A 17,002-nucleotide genomic window follows, 5' to 3' on the forward strand; every position below is an offset into this window, starting at 1 on the left:
GGCACATTTTCAATGATGTGTGTTACTGGAATACAGCTCTATTTCCTGCCGGTTCAAACCCGAACACCTTATCAATTTGGTAAGGAAACGATGTCGGAGGTGATCTGTGCACGGGCTGCTGTCACCGTCACGGATACCAAAACTGGGAAAACAGCTCAGGGTTGGGGGGAGACACCCTTGAGTGTGGCATGGGTTTGGCCCGGTCGTTTACCCTTTTCTGAAAGGGAGGACGCGCTGAAGGATTTTTGCACTCGTATCGCCGAAGCATGGAAGCAAGCGGACTTTGTGGGGCATCCCTTGGAAATTGGGCACCGTTTTATCGAGGAGTGCCTCCCGGACTTACGCGGACAGTTTAATCAAAAGCGAGAGGTCGAGCGTCAGCTCCCGCAGTTGGCCGCTTTGGTATGTGCTTCTGCTTTTGATATCGCTCTGTATGATGCTTACGGCCATCTGCACGGGTTAGGCGTTTACGATTGTTTCGGCCCTGAGCACTTGACGAAGGATCTATCGCATTATCTGGAGGCGGATGCCGCGGAGGTCTCGTTTGATGGATTGTATCCGTCCGATTTCCTCGTTTCGCCTCCCGAACGGATTCCCGTGTGGCATTCAGTGGGAGGGACGGATCCGATTTTTGAGTCGGACCTTACCGGCAATGAACCTGACGATGACTATCCAGTCTTGCTAAAAGATTGGATTATTCGGGATCAGTTGAGTTGTCTCAAAGTTAAGCTTCGTGGGGATGATGCGTCCTGGGACTACGCACGTTTAGTCGCGATTGGTCGGATCGGGAATGAACTTGGTGTCCATTGGCTATGCGCGGACTACAATTGCACGGCACCGGATGCCGATTACGTCAATGCCATGTTGGATCGGCTTCGAGTCGAGGAGCCGCGTGTCCATGGTATGCTATTGTATGTGGAGCAGCCCTTTCCCTATGAACTGGAAGAACATCCAATCGATGTGCATTCGATTGCTGCGCGAAAGCCATTGTTTATGGATGAGAGTGCCCACGACTGGCGGATGGTTCGTCTTGGACGTCAACTTGGTTGGAATAATGTCGCACTCAAGACCTGCAAGACACAGACGGGGGCCATACTCTCGCTCTGTTGGGCAAAGGCTCATGGGATGACTTTGATGGTGCAGGACTTGACGAATCCTATGTTGGCGATGATTCCACACGCACAACTGGCAGCGCATGCCGGAACGATCATGGGGCTGGAATCCAATGCGCCTCAGTTTTACCCGGACGCATCCATCCCAGAAGCGACGGTGCATCCCGGTCTGTATCCCCGTGTCGGAGGGCAAATCGATTTATCCACATTAACCGGGCCCGGGTTTGGATATCGGGTTGACGAAATTGAACGTGATTTGCCTGCACCGGCTTTTGATGCATGAAGTGTATTCGTCTACAAATCTTGTCGTTCCTTTCGCTCTGCCTGTTTACTGGCTGTCAGCATGTAGCCAGTCAGCTCCAGCCGAAGCACGAAGGCACCCGGATCTTGCACTCAGATGAGCTGTATGCAGAGGTGGTGGACCCCGATTCAGAGAATCCATACCATCAGGGGCTTCGCTTTTCACCGGTCGCTCATGTTTTGAGCGTGTTCTATAAAGGGCATGAATTTCTTTACAACCCCGTGGCGCACAATTCGATCAAGGACGGTGGTGGGTTGGCGATGGAATTTGACCTGTTTCACCGTGGATACGAATTTGGCCCTCCCGGCTATATGGACGCAGAGGAAGGGGCCCCTTTTATGAAAATCGGGATCGGGCTCTTGAATAAGAACGGTCCAAAGTATGCCAGTTACAACCATTGCTACGATGTGTTTCAACTCGCGAAAACCGAGGTGGAGTGGCGAAAGGATTCTGCAGTGTATACCCAGCAGTGTCCCACGGTGAACGGTTATGGATACGAGCTGAAGTCTTGGTTGTCGCTGGAAGGGAATCGGATCGAAGTGCATCACCGATTAACGAATACAGGTAGTCGCAGCTTTTTTACACTGAACTACGTCCATAACTTTCTTCAGTTCGATGGCAAAAATTCAGTCAAGGGCTACGAGGTGTCCTTGCCGTATGAGTTCGACGCGACGATTGCGACAAAAGGTGTGATTCTCCAGGACGGTCGGAAACTTACCTTTGTCGATGAGGTGACTCCCAAGATGAAGGGGGCTTCCGCAAAGATTGAAGCATTTCCAGCTGATCGACTTGAGGAAACGATATATATCGATGATCCAGCACTGGGCATGTCGATGAAGGTGAGTGTTTCCGAGCCAGCCTGGCGTGTGACGATCCACGGGGGGATCGACTCATTGAGCCCTGAGCAATTTATTCGTTTGGATCTATCACCGGGTGAATCAAAGGAATGGGTTCGGCAATATATCTTTAAGGTTCGATAAAAATGATGACTGAGGATAAATTGTTTGATGTGAAACAAGCCCGCCAGATGGTCGAGGTGGTTCGTGGTCGATACCAGGCTTTAGATTTGTCGGATCGGTTTGTTTATCATGAACACGATGGTCCGCATGAATTCGATAAGAGTGATGCGGGCTTGGACTTTTTAAGTCATCATTTGGGTTTCTGAGAAATATGCCACATCGATGGAATCAGTATAATGGTTGGCTCCGGCGAGTAGTCCGTCCGGCGCGAATATGCATCGGGCTATTTCTATTGCTTAGCGCCGAGTTGCTTGCATTGGACTTGGGCACGCCGTTTCAGTCGAACGCAGTTTTCCAGCGTGACAAGCCATTGAAAATCTGGGGGACCGCTGAGGCGGATGAAGTCATCCGAGTGAGGTTCCATCATGCTGAGACGGTTGCTCGGGCAGACGCATCCGGCTCATGGGAATGCGTCTTGCCGCCAATGGAAGCAGGCGGCCCGTATCAATTAATTGTAGAAGGAGCACAGTCCCGGATAGAGTGCGATGAAATCCTCATGGGGGATGTGTGGTTATGCGCCGGACAGTCCAACATGGAGTGGGCTGTGGAGCGCTCAATGAATGCGGAGGAGGAAATCGCCGCAGCTGACTATCCTTCGATTCGATTTATCAGAGTGCCACGGCGCAACATGGAGAAACCTGCCGAGCGGGTTTCGGCAACTTGGACGGTGTGTAGCCCCGAGAGTATTGCACCCTGTTCGGCGGTGGCCTACTATTTTGCCCGCGAACAATGGAGGCGGCATGGGGTGCCTATCGGATTGATTGTCGCGCCTGTGGGTGGCTCTCGTATTCAACGGTGGATTAGTGAGGAGGGGTATCAGAAATTTCCGAACTGGAAGCAGGACTTCGACCGGAAACTGGAATCAATTCGGGAACCCGATGCGGTGAATGCTTTTTTTCGTGAAGCTTATCTCCAATGGATTTCGGACGAGTTTTCTGCCGACTATCTACCGAGCCTGGAGACGGAAAAGCGATTTTTGCATTCTGAGGTCCGCGAATTGTGGCTGGTTGTCTATCAGCCGTATTTTATCGAGAAATACGGCTATCGGCGGGACGGAGTCTATTGGTTGAGAACACGTAGGCAGATACCTGCTGATTGGGTCGGGAAGCCATTGGTTTTAGATCTGGGATTGGTGGATGATTGTGATGTTACTTATGTCAATGGGAGGCGTGTCGGGGCGACTGGGTTTGAAGAATCTACGTCGCCTTGGAGTGAGCAGAGGATGTATGATGTGCCGGGGGATGCCGTTGAGCAGAATGAAATCCAGATCGCTGTTCGAGTCGTTGATTTCATGGGTTCTGGAGGTCTACGAAGTGATGCGAAAATACAAATCCGTCCGTTGGATGGCTCATCACCTGCGCTCGATCTGAGCGGGCCCTGGGAGATTGCGGTTGAAAAAGTAGTGCCGGGATTACTGAGTCCTCCTCCGAGTCTGAACCGATCAAGAGCCGGCTATTTCAATGGCATGATTGCACCCTTTGTGGGCTATGGCCTGAAAGGCTTTTTATGGTATCAGGGGGAGAATAACACGCACGAACCGTTGGCGTATCGGACCCTCTTCCAAGTCTTAATTCGGGATTGGCGTGCACAATGGCAAGAGGAGACTCTTCCATTTCTGTTCGTTCAATTGGCAGCCTTCGATGCGCAGGGGGGCACTGTTCCAAATCCAGGAGATCGGGACCCTTGGGCTTTTATCAGGGAGTCACAGTCGATGGCACTCGACTTGCCATTCACTGATATGGTGTGTGCGCTGGATACGGAAGATCCAGAGGATATACATCCGCCAAACAAGCAAAAGATAGGGTATCGTTTATCTTTGTGTGCAGATCGGGTGGCGCATGGTTTATCGGTTGGAATGGGAAGTCCGCGCTTTAGGGAATACACAATCGAGGCAGACCGGATCTATCTATATTTTGATCGAGTTGGAGGAGGCTTGGAGGTCGACGGGAATTGGCTGTCGGGCTTCTCGATCGCTGGTAGTGATCGACGCTTTTACTGGGCGAACGCTGAGATTTTAGATGCAAATACGGTTGTGGTTTCCAGTTCGGAGGTTTCGGTGCCGGTCAGTGTCCGTTATGCTTGGGCAGCCAACCCATTTTGGGCTAATTTGACGAATGATTTCGGTTTTCCTGCCGAGCCTTTTCGGTTGGATGATTGGGATGGGTCTACTGATTCATCAAACAGTCATTAGCCAGGCAGATAAGGAACGATCTTGGTTGGGATGCATTGACTGAGAACTCAGTCGGATTACCGCTGCGCAACACTCCCACGAATGATCAATTTAGGTGAGATGATGGACTGCTTCAGTTTGTTCTGCTTGGTTCGTATCTGCTCCAGCAGATACCGCATTGCGGTTTCTCCCAAAGTGGTGGACTGCTGATCGATGGTAGAGAGGGTCGGCGTGGTATATCGACAGAATTCCAAGTCGCCCCAGCCGATAATTGAGACGTCATCCGGGACTTTGAGACCACGTTCCTTCAACTCTTCGATCGCACCGACAGAGCAATGGTCACTCGAAGTGATGATTGCGTCGAATGGCACTTTCGTATTGGTCAAATTCGCCACAGCTTCCTTGCCTGCCTCGAAACTAAAGTTCAGGTCGAAAACCAAGCGTTCATCAAATTCGATGCCAGCTTCACACAGCGCTTTCTTGTAGCCTATTTGTCGCTGTTGAATGTTGGGGTTCTCTGTATATCCTTTGATAAGCGCAATACGGGTATGGCCGGTATCAAGCAGGTATTTCGTGGCATCGTAAGCCCCTAGAGCATGATCGTTCCCCACGAAAGTAGTTTTGAGTGAGTCCGACGGGACATCCACCAGAACGAGAGGTAAGTTATCCCGGGTGAGTGCTTGATACTCGGCGGCGTTGGCATCGCCGCTTACGGTGACGATCATCAGACCATCCGCCCGGTATTCGCGGAGCGTCTTGATTTCTTTGGCGGCTGTTTCCGGCAAGCTGTGCGTCTGGCATAGAAAAATTTGCCAGCCTTCATTTTTGGCAAGTGTCTCGGCGGCGTAGACGATTTCGCTAAAAGTCGAGATATTCATGCTCGGGACCAGAATGCCAACAACATGGGTGACGTCCGATTTGATTGCACGAATCAGCGCATTCCGGTGATAGCCGCTTTGCTCGACTGCTTTAAGGATTTTTTTTCGCGTCTCATCACTCACCATGTGCTCACGTCCGTTGAGCACGTGGCTGACCGCAGCCCTGGAGACCCCAACCGATTTCGCAATCGTGCTGTGCGAAACTTGCTTGGTCTTTATTGGTTGAGCTTGTGCGGGCTCTATGGTGCTGGACTCTTTAAGTTCTGGCATGAATGGTTTTTATGTGGAGGGTCGTCTGTTGCCCGCATTGTGAAGTTTGTTTCGAACTATTTGACTTCGTGTGCTGCCTGATTCTCAGGAATTTTTAGGATCATCGCTTTTCTGTCAACTATCATAAGCTATTGTGGCGTGCTAGCGAGTGGGAGTAGCTTTTACAATGGCTCACGTTTCATTCCGAAATATGGATCTCAGCTGTTAAAGTTGTCGAATTGTGTAAATTAAGCTTGATATGGGGAAATTAACTATCATAAGGTATATGTGCTGTTGAAATGACATATCACCCAGACTGTTAACCTGTATCCCCATGATCAAATCTAACTCTTCTTCTCTTCTTTTTCTAAACTCTGCCGCGGTCGCTGCGTTTTTTGCTAGCGTCACAGCTTTGCATGCCTCGCCGCTGTTGCAGGAGAGTTTTCTACCTTCGGATGGCTATTCCAATACTGCCGCAGCTGATGCCTTTCCGGGCGACCTTAAGGATCAGGTGCTAACAGGCCCTTCAGGTTTTTCTGGCTCGTGGACTGGCAGCACAAGCCTCATTCAGTATAACACTGCTAATAATCTCAGTTATGGAAGCTATGCAGGTTTAGGTGGTGGAGTTGGCTTTGCCACTCCTGCGGATTCGACTGCTCGGTATGTCGAACGTGGGCTGTCGTCTGCGTTGGCATTTAATGGTGGAACATCCAGTTATTATCTTAGTTTCATGATGGACGTTAGTGCGGTCGATGCGACAGGTATGAGTTACGTCTCCGTCCGCAATAATAATCCGGGATCTGACAACTTCGCCTTTGGTTTGGGAGCTGGCGTGATGGATGGGAACTTCATGCTCGTGAATCGTAATTCTTCAAATACCGCAGAGTATCTTGATCTTGGCACAGCTTATACGACTGGAACGCATTTGTTTGTGATCAAATTGGATGATGGCGGCGATGGAAATTGGGATGCAGGAAGTGATCAAATGACAATTTGGATTGACCCGACCGATCTTTCATCGGAGGCCAACGCAACAAGCTCCAGCTTGGTCTATAGTTCGATTGTGTCGACGAGTGGTGCGGGGTCTTTCTCTATGGATGAAATCACCATGGGGGCTAACAGCTTTGCTTCGGCTGCGACTATTCAATATGACGAAATCGTGCTTGGCACTTCTTGGTCGGATGTGGTTGTGGTGCCTGAGCCTTCCACTTATGCTTTGTTGTTCGGATTCATGGGAGTGGCAGCCATGGGATTGAGACGCTCGCAACAAGGACGGTAGGCAACGTGGTCTAGAGTTTTATGGAAGCCCAAGTCTTACGAGACTTGGGCTTCTTCATGTTGTGGTGGTTTGGGCAATTCGGGCAGCCTCCGATGTATTCGTGTCGGTTTCCATAAATCACTTGCTTTTACACCTAAATATATCATATGGTAGGTGCTTGGGCTTTGGGCTATCTAAATTTCCTTATACCTTTGTCACTAGTTACTTATGAAAAATAAAATTTCTCGAAGTATGCCTTGTGTGTGGACTCGCCAAATTGGCATAATTGCCATGCTTGCGTCGATGTCGGTGCTGCAAGCCGATATCCTCTTAAAGGAAAGCTTTGTATCCTCTGATGGATATTCTGAATCTGCGGGTGGCTCTGGTAACCTCAAAGCCCAGAGCTTGTCTGGACCCGAAGGCTTCGAGCTGGGAGATGCTGTTTGGACGGGTAGCACAAGTCTGATGTGCTACTCGGACGCATTCAATTTGAGTGCTCCCTCTCTTCATTTCAGTGCTGGTGGTGGGGTTGGGCTGAGTCTGATCAATCCGACTTCTCGAAGCCTGATCCGTGCGCATGAGGATATCTCGTTTAATGACAGCACGCCGGCTTTCTACATGAGTTTCTTGATCAATCTTGGTTCTGTCGATCCGACTGGTATTGCCTATGTTTCGGTCGCAAATAATGCGATCGGTAACAATTTTGCATACGGTTTGGGCGCTGGTGTTAAAGATGGAAGATTCATGCTCATTAATCGTGATCCTGTTGGGCAGAATAAATCGCTGTATATAGACTTAGGAACTGAATATACGAAGGGCACGCATTTGATTATCATCAAATTGGACAGTGGGGCGGATGGACTTTGGGATGAAGGCTTCGATCAAGTAACAGTATGGATCGATCCTCAGGATACGACGACGGAAGCAAGTGCGACGCTCCGGAATACGACACATTTCTCAATCGAAAGTAGTAGTGGGGCTGGAGCGTATCCCATGAATGAACTAACTCTCTATACTGCCGATTTTTCGACGGTAACAGAGGCGATTTTCGATGAGATTCGGGTGGGCACTACTTGGGAGGATGTGACTGATGGCGCTGGGACGTCTTCTATAAAAACGGATATTCCTGAGCCTACGGCATATGCGCTCATCTTTGGGGGTGCGTCGCTTTCTTTCGCGATGAGAAAGGGTGTGTGGTTTCGCTAGAGATCGTCGTGATGGTAAAGAGAGCCTTAAAGTTGTGCTGCTCAGTTGAGTTAAATTTAAATGAAAAGAAGATTACCGTTTCGCCAAATCCACTTGGATTTTCATACTTCTGAAGCCATCGATTCGATCGGAGTCGGCTTTGATAAAACAAAATTTCAAAATACGCTGCTGGACGCGCATGTGGATAGTGTAACGCTTTTTGCAACATGCCACCATGGTTGGAGTTATTACAATTCGGAGGTGGGAGAGCGGCACCCGAATCTGGATTTCGATTTGCTCCGGGCTCAATATGAAGCCTGCCGCGAAGTCGGTATCAATACCCCGATTTATTTGACCGCGGGGATTCACAATCGTGCTGCGGAATTGCATCCTGAATGGTTATTGGTCGACCCTGAGGGGAAAGCACATTCCAATATTCTTCCGGGGTTCAAAATGTTGAGTTTTCACTCTCCCTACCTGGATCATCTCTGTGAGCAGATTGAGGAAGTGGTGAGCCTTTTCCCAGAAGCGGATGGCATCTTTCTCGATATCATTTCACAAGCGGATGACTGCTCGGTCTGGGCTTTGAAGCACATGCAGTCCAAAGGTTTGGATCCTAAGTCGAAAGAGGACCGTTTGCAGTCTCGTCTGGATGCATTGCATCGGTATTATGAAAGGGCCACGGAATCAGCCCAAAAGCTGGTGCCGGACATGCCCGTTTTTCACAACAGCGGAAACATCCCCCGTGGTTATCGTAAGATTTTCAAGTATTTCAGCCATTACGAATTGGAGAGCTTGCCGACCGGAGGGTGGGGCTACGACCACTTCCCGATTTCTGCAAAATACACGCATCAGCTCGGGCATGAATACTCGGGGATGACCGGGAAGTTTCACACCACCTGGGGGGAGTTTGGTGGATACAAGCACCCCAATGCCCTGCGCTACGAATGCTGCGCCATGCTGGCATTTGGCGCCCGTTGCAGTGTGGGCGATCAGTTGCATCCGAATGCTCTCTTAGACTCCAGCACATACGCGATCATCGGCGAGGCATATCAAGATGTTGCGAGAAAAGAGGCCTACGTGATGGGTGCCCGTAATGTGGCGGACATCGCGGTGCTCAGTTCAATTGCAGTTCAGTCTGAGGATGCTTTTCGGAAGAGCCGTCGTGAGTCCGATTCGGATACCGGTGCGGTTCGTGTCTTGCTGGAAGCGCATTTTCTGTTCGATGTGATCGATGCGGAAATGGACTTCGATCCGTATAAGCTTCTGGTTTTACCTGATGATATTTGCGTAAGTGTCGAGTTGGAAGCGAAGCTGCGCGATTATCTCTCTCGTGGGGGAAAACTCTTATTGTCGGGGGAGAGTGGTATCGACCCAGAGCGGGGTATGATTTTTGACGTTGGCGGTCAGATTGGAGAGCCTTCGGAGTATAATCCGGACTATTTGCTGCCTGCGGAAGCGTTGCGTCCCGGTTTCGTGAACAGTCCCATGGTGATGTATGATGCCAGCCGGCGGATTCAAGTGATGGATGGTGCGTCTCTGGGGGACGTTTACGATCCTTACTTTAACCGGGACTGGGATCACTTCTGTAGCCACCAGCATACACCACCGCGCCCGGAGCCTTCTGGATATGCCTGTGGTGTGCGTAAGGGTAATGTCGCCTATTTGGCACATCCGTTGTTCACTATTTATCGGAATTACGGGCAAGTGGCTCTCCGGCAATATATCTCTGCGGTGATCGAGGATTTATTGAGTGAGCCGACTGTTGTGCTGCGGGGGCTGCCTTCGACCGGGCGTGTCTCTCTGATGCATCAGGAAGCTGAGTCGCGCTATGTGTTGCACTTGCTTCACGCCAATACAATCAGTCGTGGTGGGGCGTCACATTTAAGTGGAGGCACGCATTCGGCCAACCAATGTTCCTACGAAGTAATCGAGGACTTGATTCCGATCCATGATATCGAAGTAGAGCTGGTCACTCGTGAGGGACTCCAAGCAGTCAGGCTGGAACCGAGCGGGGAAACCCTTGGATTTGAGGTGAAGAACGGGCGTGTCTCGTTCATGGTCGAGAAGCTCAGTTGCCACCAAATGGTTGTTTTAGATTATGCCTGAACAGGCACTTTCCTGAGGCTTGGCTTTCCGCCTCTCGGTTACTGGTGAAATTGAGTTATTGCGTCAAACCAGCCATTGGCGATCGCAACGTAGCCTTGAGCTGTTGGATGCACGCCATCGTTTGAAATGTGTTTTGCGGCTACCTTTTGACGCATATCATAGAGATGAATGTCATAGCCGTTTTGTTTGTAGCTTTCTATAACAGCGGGAAGTTTTGAATTGAATTTCACTTGGTTTGCCTCGCGATGTTCGTATTTGTCTCCGGTATACGGGATGAGTGTGGATACGATAATCTTCACTTCGGGGCGCATCGCATAGATTTTATCCAGGATGGTTTGGAAGTCTTTCAAGGTCGGTTCGACCTCCCGCTTGTGACTACCCAAGTCGTTTGTGCCTATCATCAGTAGGATGATGTCAGGATAGATGGGCTCCCGCTTTCCGGGTAAACCATCCAGCCAGTGGCCGCCGTTTGAAGTCCCTCCGTCGAGATTGTTAATGATGTGGCGGGTTCCATAACCCGCATGGCCTTCGTGGTGCTCGTTACCTGAATCGATCAGGGATGGAGTGACACTCACATCCTCCTGAGTGCCGACAAAGCGGAACTCATAGCCAGCATTGATCAGTAGCTCACAGAGCGGCGACCGGTAGCCGCCGGCGACAAGGCCTTGTGTAATCGAGTCTCCCAGTGGCATGATCGATACTTGCTTCGGTTGTGTGAGCTCCTGTAGGAATTCGACGACCGGGGTCGGGTCTTCCAAGCTGTGTGGGTGGTGTCCGATGCCGGGTTTCACTATGAGTTCTATACGACCGCCCAAAGCCTCGTAGCGGTCTTTGAGTAAACTGATGTTTTCTTCCATTGGGACAACTTCGTCGGCGTCACCGGCGACGGCTATAATCGGAATTCCGGCCTCAGCTAATGGCTCAAGCTTATCGATCGGGTTCCCATCCCATGTGAGTGCTTCTTCATCGCTAAAGCCATAAGCCTTCAGTAGTCGGCCCCAGTCTGCTTTATTACCATTGCCCCGTCCGCGTCCGCCCGGCCAGCTTTTGAAATCACAAACAGGAGCGTCCAAATAGAGAGCCTTTACCTTATCCGGATGGCGAATTGACCAGTTCAGTGCGTAAAGGCCTCCGCGGCTGAATCCTTCCAGCACCGGCTTCGCACTTAGATCGTAATGGTCTTTCAAATACGATGGGACGAGATCCATCATTTCCATCGCTTGGGGAGAGCCATATTGGTTCACCATATCCAGGTAAAAGACATGCCAACCCTGCTCCAGAAGTGCTAGGTCAACGGAGGGAAAGGCGCCGAAGAACTCTGTTCGCCAAATCCACGGGCGCCCCGGAGCAGGATTTTCCGGAATCACCAGTTTTCCGGGGCGTGTGCCGATGCCAAAGTCAATTCGCTGGTAACCTTTCCAACTCGTATATAACTCGTGTGGGACGGGGCCTTGAAATGCTTCGCCGGTAATCGCTTCGTAGACTTTCTTGGCTATCAGTGTGGCACCTTTGCGATTAGGGTGAATGCGGTCACCCATGTGACTTTTAAGATCATCTTGAGAGGCGAATGCACCGTGCACATCAATGACTGTGGCCCCAGTTTCGTTAGCCAGATGTTTAATGAGAGGGATTTGCTCCAGAATGGCGTTTTCCTCGATAAGGCTACCATCCGAATCAGGTAGAATAACCGGAGGTAAGCTCAGGTAGATTTTGGGTTTTGTCTCCAGAGTTTGAAACGCTTCGATGAGTTCGCGGTAATCCTTCGAGAAGTTTTCGTGTTTTGGCCAGCGTGTTTTATGGGCGTCATTGGTGCCGAGTTGAATGACGACGATATCCGGCTTGAAGTTGAGTGCTTGCTTGAAGCTGCTTCGTTCTTGATAGGCTAAACCGGTATTGTGCATAGCCGTCGAGCCGCTGGAGCCAAAGTAGCCGACTGTATAATTACTTGCTCCAAGCAAGCGCTGGAGTTGCTTGGGATAGGCGTCCAGGGCGGGGGCTTCGGTGCCACCACCTCGTGTGATACTGTCGCCCACACAGGCAACTCGAATGGGGGCTTTAGTCGTTTCGGCTGATAGCATTGACGAGAGATTCAGAAGGAGTAGGGCGGAAAGTAAGATGCGCTTCATCGCGAGTATATTAGGTGCTTGGGATTTCAATGATTAGAGTGTTTTCGTCTTTCAGTTGATCCCAGGTGATGTGCGAATCTACGACGGCCTGGTTCAGAACAATCCGCAGTTCCGTTCCAGGGGAAGGGACACGTTGGACCGAGATGCGCTTGTGGCGCAGAATCAGCCCCGAAATGTGGAATGGCTTGCTGGAAGGCAGGGGATTCAATGTAAACCCGTCGAGCCGGACCTGTAGCCCAAAGTGTAGCTCAATGGCGTCGCAGCACCAGCTTCGGGCAGCAAAGGCTTGTTTGCAGCCCGGATTATCAGTGGCCGGGTCCTCGTTTTCGGTTTCGTGAGTCAGTCCTTCCGGATAGGTGTGCTCGGCCCAGAAATGCGTCACGATACGCTCGAAGTCTTCGGCGGATTGCTGGTCGCCACAGCGGTTCATGATATTCCAATAGTAGCGGTCGACCGATGGATAATAGGCTCCGAGTTGGTTCCCGTCGGCCATGAATCCGGGGAGCGAACGGGGAAACATGTAGATACCGTGTTCAAAGAGTGAATTCTCCCGCAAAAACTTGCCGATTTGCTGGGTGGCTTCCGCCTTAGGTAATGTGCCGAAGGGGGAGACGTAGAGTTGGCCATAGGCCGGGTAGTATTTGCGCTGACTCAGGTCGCTCTCATCGGCGGAATCCACCCAGTAGTCGCGATCGCTGTCCCAGAGGACCGATTCCATGTCGGCTTTCAGTGTAGACAGTTCCTGGTCGTAGCCCCCACAGAGTTCATTGATTGCCGAAAGAGCCTGAAAGTAGAGTGAGTTATTGATCAGGCTGATATCATTATCTTTTTGCTCCAGTTCCTCCGGATGGTCAGGGAAGAAGCCCATGCCGATGCTGAGAGAGTTGTGTTTGGAGCGCGCGGCTCCGGCTTTTTCTACGATGCTTCGAGCGAAGGGGAGGTGCTTGTCCAGTGTCGTTTGATCGCCAGTGGCCGCAAAATAATTGTAGAGCATGACGACGTAGAGGCACTGCGCACTCGGAGCCATCGAATATTGCAAACTAAAGTCGCTGTGCAGCGCGTGGGCCACACCTTTCTCCGGATCCGCAGTATTCTGGCAAAATTCAAGCATCTCGCGGACGAGTCTGGTGTGTCCGCTCCAAAGCCATGCTTCGGCGTGCACCATGCTGTCCCATCCCCAGACCCAGTAGCTTTGCGAAGCGCGAATTGCGCCGGGTGTGTCTTCCAGGGCTAGTGAGCAGACCGTCGGGACCGCATTCGACAAGGCGGAATCCAGGCAGCGATTGCCACTGTCGAAGTGTAAACCACCGAGCAAAGACGCCTTATAGTTGGCCATTTTCCGCTCGATCCGGTCATCGATCTTGCTCGGGTTCGGTCGATGATTGAATGCGAGGTAGAAGGACACTGAGTCGGCGGGCTCTGTCGTCTCGATATAGTATTTGAAGGTGCCCTTTCGTGTCTGCGTCCTCAATGTCTGGGTGGCACCCAATTCCAACGTTGTCTCAACGGGATTATTACCGACTTCGTCGATCGTTCGGGCACGTAAACCATCCTCCCCGAGCACTTCCCAGTCCTCGTTGACCCTGTCTGTCGCTTGTGTGCGGAGATGTCCGTGGAGTATTACGCGCGCACGGACTTTGCGTTGTGCAGGATTCTCAATGACCTGGATACGTTGAAAGATCACGTTTTGATCGAGAATCAGGGAGTGATGTAGTTTTACACCTTCCAAGGTGCACTGTGACAGATAACCGAATGGCGTATGCTGCGTTTGATTGAACTCCGGGAAATAAGCTCGGTCGTCAATCAGCACCTGTAGCCGAAAGAGCTTGCTGAAGCCCGATTCAATGCTGGCTGCCAGAAGCAAGCTCTTGGCATGTGGTTGTTTCCCGTAATAGCGTATGCCGTAAAGGCCGCCGTGACGGGCGACGCATGCGGAGACGCGTCCGGAAACGTAATGTGTGTTGCCCAGGCCAAAACCGTGCGGGCTTGTCGGGATGAAAGAGGGATATTCGAGGGGCATATGACGTAATGTTGAATCAGCGTATCTGCACTAGGCCTCGAAATAAAGTAGAAGCGATCGGCAGATCTGGGAAATACCGTTTAGCAATTTCGCAAACAGTCAACTATCATATGGTATCTGGGGGCTGAATTTTTGTTAATGGAGATCTGAAACCCTGAGAAAGATGGCTGCGTAGCAATCTTCAACGCTCTTTAAGCCGGTTCGACATATACCACTAAATTAACTCAATGAGTGAGCGGCCGATCATCAGGAGTGGCGAGTTGCATATCGGTAAGCCCTTGAAGGTCTGAGAGTCACACCGAGGCTGCTCAAGAGAAAGCTCTGACTCACTTTTTATTGGGGGGCGACTAAACTTTTTCTCCAACAATAATTCATATATATCAATTATTGTTGCGATAAGTTCCGAAAATGGTCTTTTACTGTGAATTCCTGCGAGTGTCTGTCGAACCCCAAAAAACGCTATAATCGCATGATTTCTCTTTTCCAGGCTGCATTATATCTTGCTTCATTTATCATGGTGCTGACGACTGCATCGTCCAAAGTCGGACAAGACGTGTCTGCGGTCTTCCAATGCGCGAAGGGTGGCGTTCCTCTGCGCTATGTGTCTCTGGGAGAGTGAATTACTCAAGATAGTGAAGGCAGGATGATTACGATATAAAATGAATAATTATACAACCGAGCAAATCAAAGCACAGCGCTGGCTCTCCATTGGTGATAGCATCACGGATTACCAACGCCGCGACGATCCGCAGGGCTGGGGCTACGGTTACGTGCGGATGATTCGACAATGGATGGGGGGCTGGTGGTTCGGTTCGGCGCTAGGCAGCGTTTAATTGCAAATACTGCCTAGTCAGATGACGAAAAAGAGGGCGTTTGACCTTGAAGAAATTCAATAATTCATGCATGTTATCATGCATGGCAACTAAAACAATCAGTTTGGAACTGGATGCCTATGAGCGCCTGAAGCGTGCCAAGCGTGGAAAGGAATCCTTCTCGGCCGTGGTCCGCCGGGCCCGCTTCGATGCGCCGAAATCGAGCGGTTCGGCGATTCTTGCCGAAACGGCGGCGCTGTATCATGCGAAGAAAGGGGCGTCGGCCAAGACGCTCGATTACTGGGACAAGGCCGAGGCAACAGATCGTGAGGTCCCCCGGGTTTCGCCAAGCAAATGGGATGACGAGGCATGATTCTCGATACCTGCTTTCTGATCGATTTGCAGCGCGAATTTCGGAAGGGGCAGTCGGGGCGTGCCACTGCGTTTCTGGAAGCGCATCCGGATGACCGCTTTTGCATTTCGGTCATTTCCGTGACGGAGTTCTTGGAAGGCTTTGCGCAAATCGCCGACGGGGAGCGCTTGCTTCGTGCGTATACCCGCATCGACATCGATTCCAGAGTCGCCAGTCGAGCCGCTAGCTATCGCCGTCAACTCAGGCAAGAGGGGCAGCTGATTGGTGACTTTGATATCCTGATCGCCGCGACGGCCGTCACGGAAAGCCTGCCACTGGTCACGCGCAACACAGCCCACTTTGAGCGCTTGCCGGGCTTAGAGATTGTCGGGTATTGAGCACCGCTTTATTTGATAGCTTCCATTTATCCCGTTTATTGAACTGCAAACATCTCAGGCCAGAATTCCCTGTTTCCTGAATTGAAGTGGGGTCGTTTGCATGCGTTTTCTAAACCAGCTATTGAAGTGGGCAGGGGATGAGAATCCCAGAGTGTAGGCGATGGCTTTCATGCTTGTTTGATCGGCGAGAAGTGCATCCTGTGCGGTGCGTAGGCGGCGGATGTCGATATGTTTAAATACTGTATGTCCCGTTTCCTCTACCATGAGTCGGTCGAGGTGGGTGGAACTCAGTCCGACGTTGTGGGCAATCGTCTGGGGGGAGCCGGATTTACCCAATTCGCTGATCGGGGTGGAATTAATGATTTCCAGTGTCTGGGACACTTGTGGGTGTCCTTGGCGCATCGATTCCGGGTGGACTCCACACTTGTGGAGAATTGTGGCGAGTTCGATGAGGAAAGTTCGGAGTGCATTTTGAGACAGTAGATAATGGCGCATGTCGACGATCTGCTTCGAGGGTAGAAAGCCTTCGCCGACATGCTTCTTCATCAGGTGCAGAACTTTGCGGGCTTCTCGCTCGAGTTGCGGATGCTGGCTTGCCGGGAAAGCGACCGGCAGGCCCTTGTCATAGAGCGCTTCTCCGGTTGGGAGTTGAAAGCGGTAGCCAATGGAGAGCAGTTCACAGTCTGGACTGAATTGCTGCCAACGCTTGCCCTGCTTGAAAATCAACCATTGCCCGGCTTTCGCATGAATCCGATTTGTTTCGCTTTGGCCTGTGCTGGCCCAACCATTTTGAACCAGGGCTGCGGTCTGGAAGTGATAGGTATGGCTATGTGCTGTTGTTGGCAAGTTCATGCGCTTTTGATAGGCCCAGAGAAGTTGAAGGCGCATGCTGGACCATTGGTCCAATCGGAACTGGGGGTAAGGCGCGTTTTGCATGCTAATAAATATTGGGAATTTGATATAAAATGTGTAATTCTTGAAATGGTGTCGATTTGATTTATGCGCGATTTATC

At 50.9% G+C, this 17,002-nt stretch carries 14 protein-coding genes; 10 read left to right on the forward strand and 4 right to left on the reverse strand.

The genetic code is table 11. The features are described 5' to 3' along the window. Positions 1-12 precede the first annotated feature (12 nt). From O2597_RS02805 to O2597_RS02820, 4 genes are all read left to right on the forward strand, one after another. Positions 13-1,395 (forward strand): enolase C-terminal domain-like protein, encoded by a 1,383-nt coding sequence (locus O2597_RS02805; RefSeq protein ID WP_269522666.1) that lies wholly within the window; start codon positions 13-15, stop codon positions 1,393-1,395. Next, a complete protein-coding gene (locus O2597_RS02810) occupies positions 1,392-2,393 on the forward strand; it encodes a hypothetical protein (protein ID WP_269522667.1) in 1,002 nt (333 codons plus the stop codon). The genes O2597_RS02805 and O2597_RS02810 overlap by 4 nt, the downstream gene beginning before the upstream one ends. A gap of 2 nt (positions 2,394-2,395) precedes the next feature. Further along, positions 2,396-2,578 (forward strand): hypothetical protein, encoded by a 183-nt coding sequence (locus tag O2597_RS02815; protein WP_269522668.1) that lies wholly within the window; start codon positions 2,396-2,398, stop codon positions 2,576-2,578. A 278-nt stretch (positions 2,579-2,856) separates the two neighbouring features. After that, positions 2,857-4,623, forward strand: coding sequence for a sialate O-acetylesterase (locus O2597_RS02820; protein WP_269522669.1), 1,767 nt, complete (start codon positions 2,857-2,859; stop codon positions 4,621-4,623). A gap of 56 nt (positions 4,624-4,679) precedes the next feature. On the opposite strand, the gene O2597_RS02825 is transcribed toward O2597_RS02820, so the two are convergent. Next, on the reverse strand, positions 4,680-5,750 hold the full coding sequence (locus tag O2597_RS02825) for a LacI family DNA-binding transcriptional regulator (RefSeq protein WP_269522670.1): 1,071 nt from the start codon (positions 5,748-5,750) through the stop codon (positions 4,680-4,682). A 313-nt stretch (positions 5,751-6,063) separates the two neighbouring features. Between O2597_RS02825 and O2597_RS02830 the strand changes: the two genes are divergently transcribed. From O2597_RS02830 to O2597_RS02840, 3 genes are all read left to right on the forward strand, one after another. Further along, positions 6,064-7,008 (forward strand): PEP-CTERM sorting domain-containing protein, encoded by a 945-nt coding sequence (locus O2597_RS02830; protein WP_269522671.1) that lies wholly within the window; start codon positions 6,064-6,066, stop codon positions 7,006-7,008. A 207-nt stretch (positions 7,009-7,215) separates the two neighbouring features. Next, a complete protein-coding gene (locus tag O2597_RS02835) occupies positions 7,216-8,193 on the forward strand; it encodes a hypothetical protein (RefSeq protein WP_269522672.1) in 978 nt (325 codons plus the stop codon). Positions 8,194-8,253: 60 nt separating this feature from the next. After that, on the forward strand, positions 8,254-10,281 hold the full coding sequence (locus O2597_RS02840; RefSeq protein WP_269522673.1) for an alpha-amylase family protein: 2,028 nt from the start codon (positions 8,254-8,256) through the stop codon (positions 10,279-10,281). Between the two features lie 38 nt (positions 10,282-10,319). Here O2597_RS02840 and O2597_RS02845 read toward each other — a convergent pair whose 3' ends face one another. Together O2597_RS02845 and O2597_RS02850 are read right to left on the reverse strand one after the other, a co-directional pair. After that, a complete protein-coding gene (locus O2597_RS02845; RefSeq protein WP_332108357.1) occupies positions 10,320-12,407 on the reverse strand; it encodes an alpha/beta fold hydrolase in 2,088 nt (695 codons plus the stop codon). 10 nt (positions 12,408-12,417) lie between these two features. Continuing rightward, positions 12,418-14,427 carry a hypothetical protein gene (locus O2597_RS02850; RefSeq protein ID WP_269522674.1) on the reverse strand — a complete coding sequence of 670 codons (2,010 nt, stop codon included), beginning with the start codon at positions 14,425-14,427 and terminating at the stop codon, positions 12,418-12,420. Positions 14,428-15,086: 659 nt separating this feature from the next. On the opposite strand from O2597_RS02850, the gene O2597_RS02855 reads away from it, so the two are divergent. The 3 genes from O2597_RS02855 (at position 15,087) to O2597_RS02865 (ending at position 15,989) form a co-directional block, all read left to right on the forward strand. Further along, a complete protein-coding gene (locus O2597_RS02855) occupies positions 15,087-15,260 on the forward strand; it encodes a hypothetical protein (RefSeq protein WP_269522675.1) in 174 nt (57 codons plus the stop codon). Between the two features lie 82 nt (positions 15,261-15,342). Further along, positions 15,343-15,612: an antitoxin VapB family protein gene (locus O2597_RS02860; RefSeq protein WP_269522676.1), complete on the forward strand. Its 270-nt coding sequence runs from the start codon at positions 15,343-15,345 to the stop codon at positions 15,610-15,612. Beyond that, a complete protein-coding gene (locus O2597_RS02865) occupies positions 15,609-15,989 on the forward strand; it encodes a type II toxin-antitoxin system VapC family toxin (RefSeq protein WP_269522677.1) in 381 nt (126 codons plus the stop codon). Before O2597_RS02860 ends, O2597_RS02865 begins: the two co-directional genes overlap by 4 nt. Before the next feature lie 54 nt (positions 15,990-16,043). On the opposite strand, the gene O2597_RS02870 is transcribed toward O2597_RS02865, so the two are convergent. Continuing rightward, positions 16,044-16,925 (reverse strand): helix-turn-helix domain-containing protein, encoded by an 882-nt coding sequence (locus O2597_RS02870; RefSeq protein WP_269522678.1) that lies wholly within the window; start codon positions 16,923-16,925, stop codon positions 16,044-16,046. Positions 16,926-17,002 lie beyond the last annotated feature (77 nt).

Source organism: Coraliomargarita parva (assembly GCF_027257905.1).
Lineage (GTDB): Bacteria > Verrucomicrobiota > Verrucomicrobiia > Opitutales > Coraliomargaritaceae > Coraliomargarita_A > Coraliomargarita_A parva.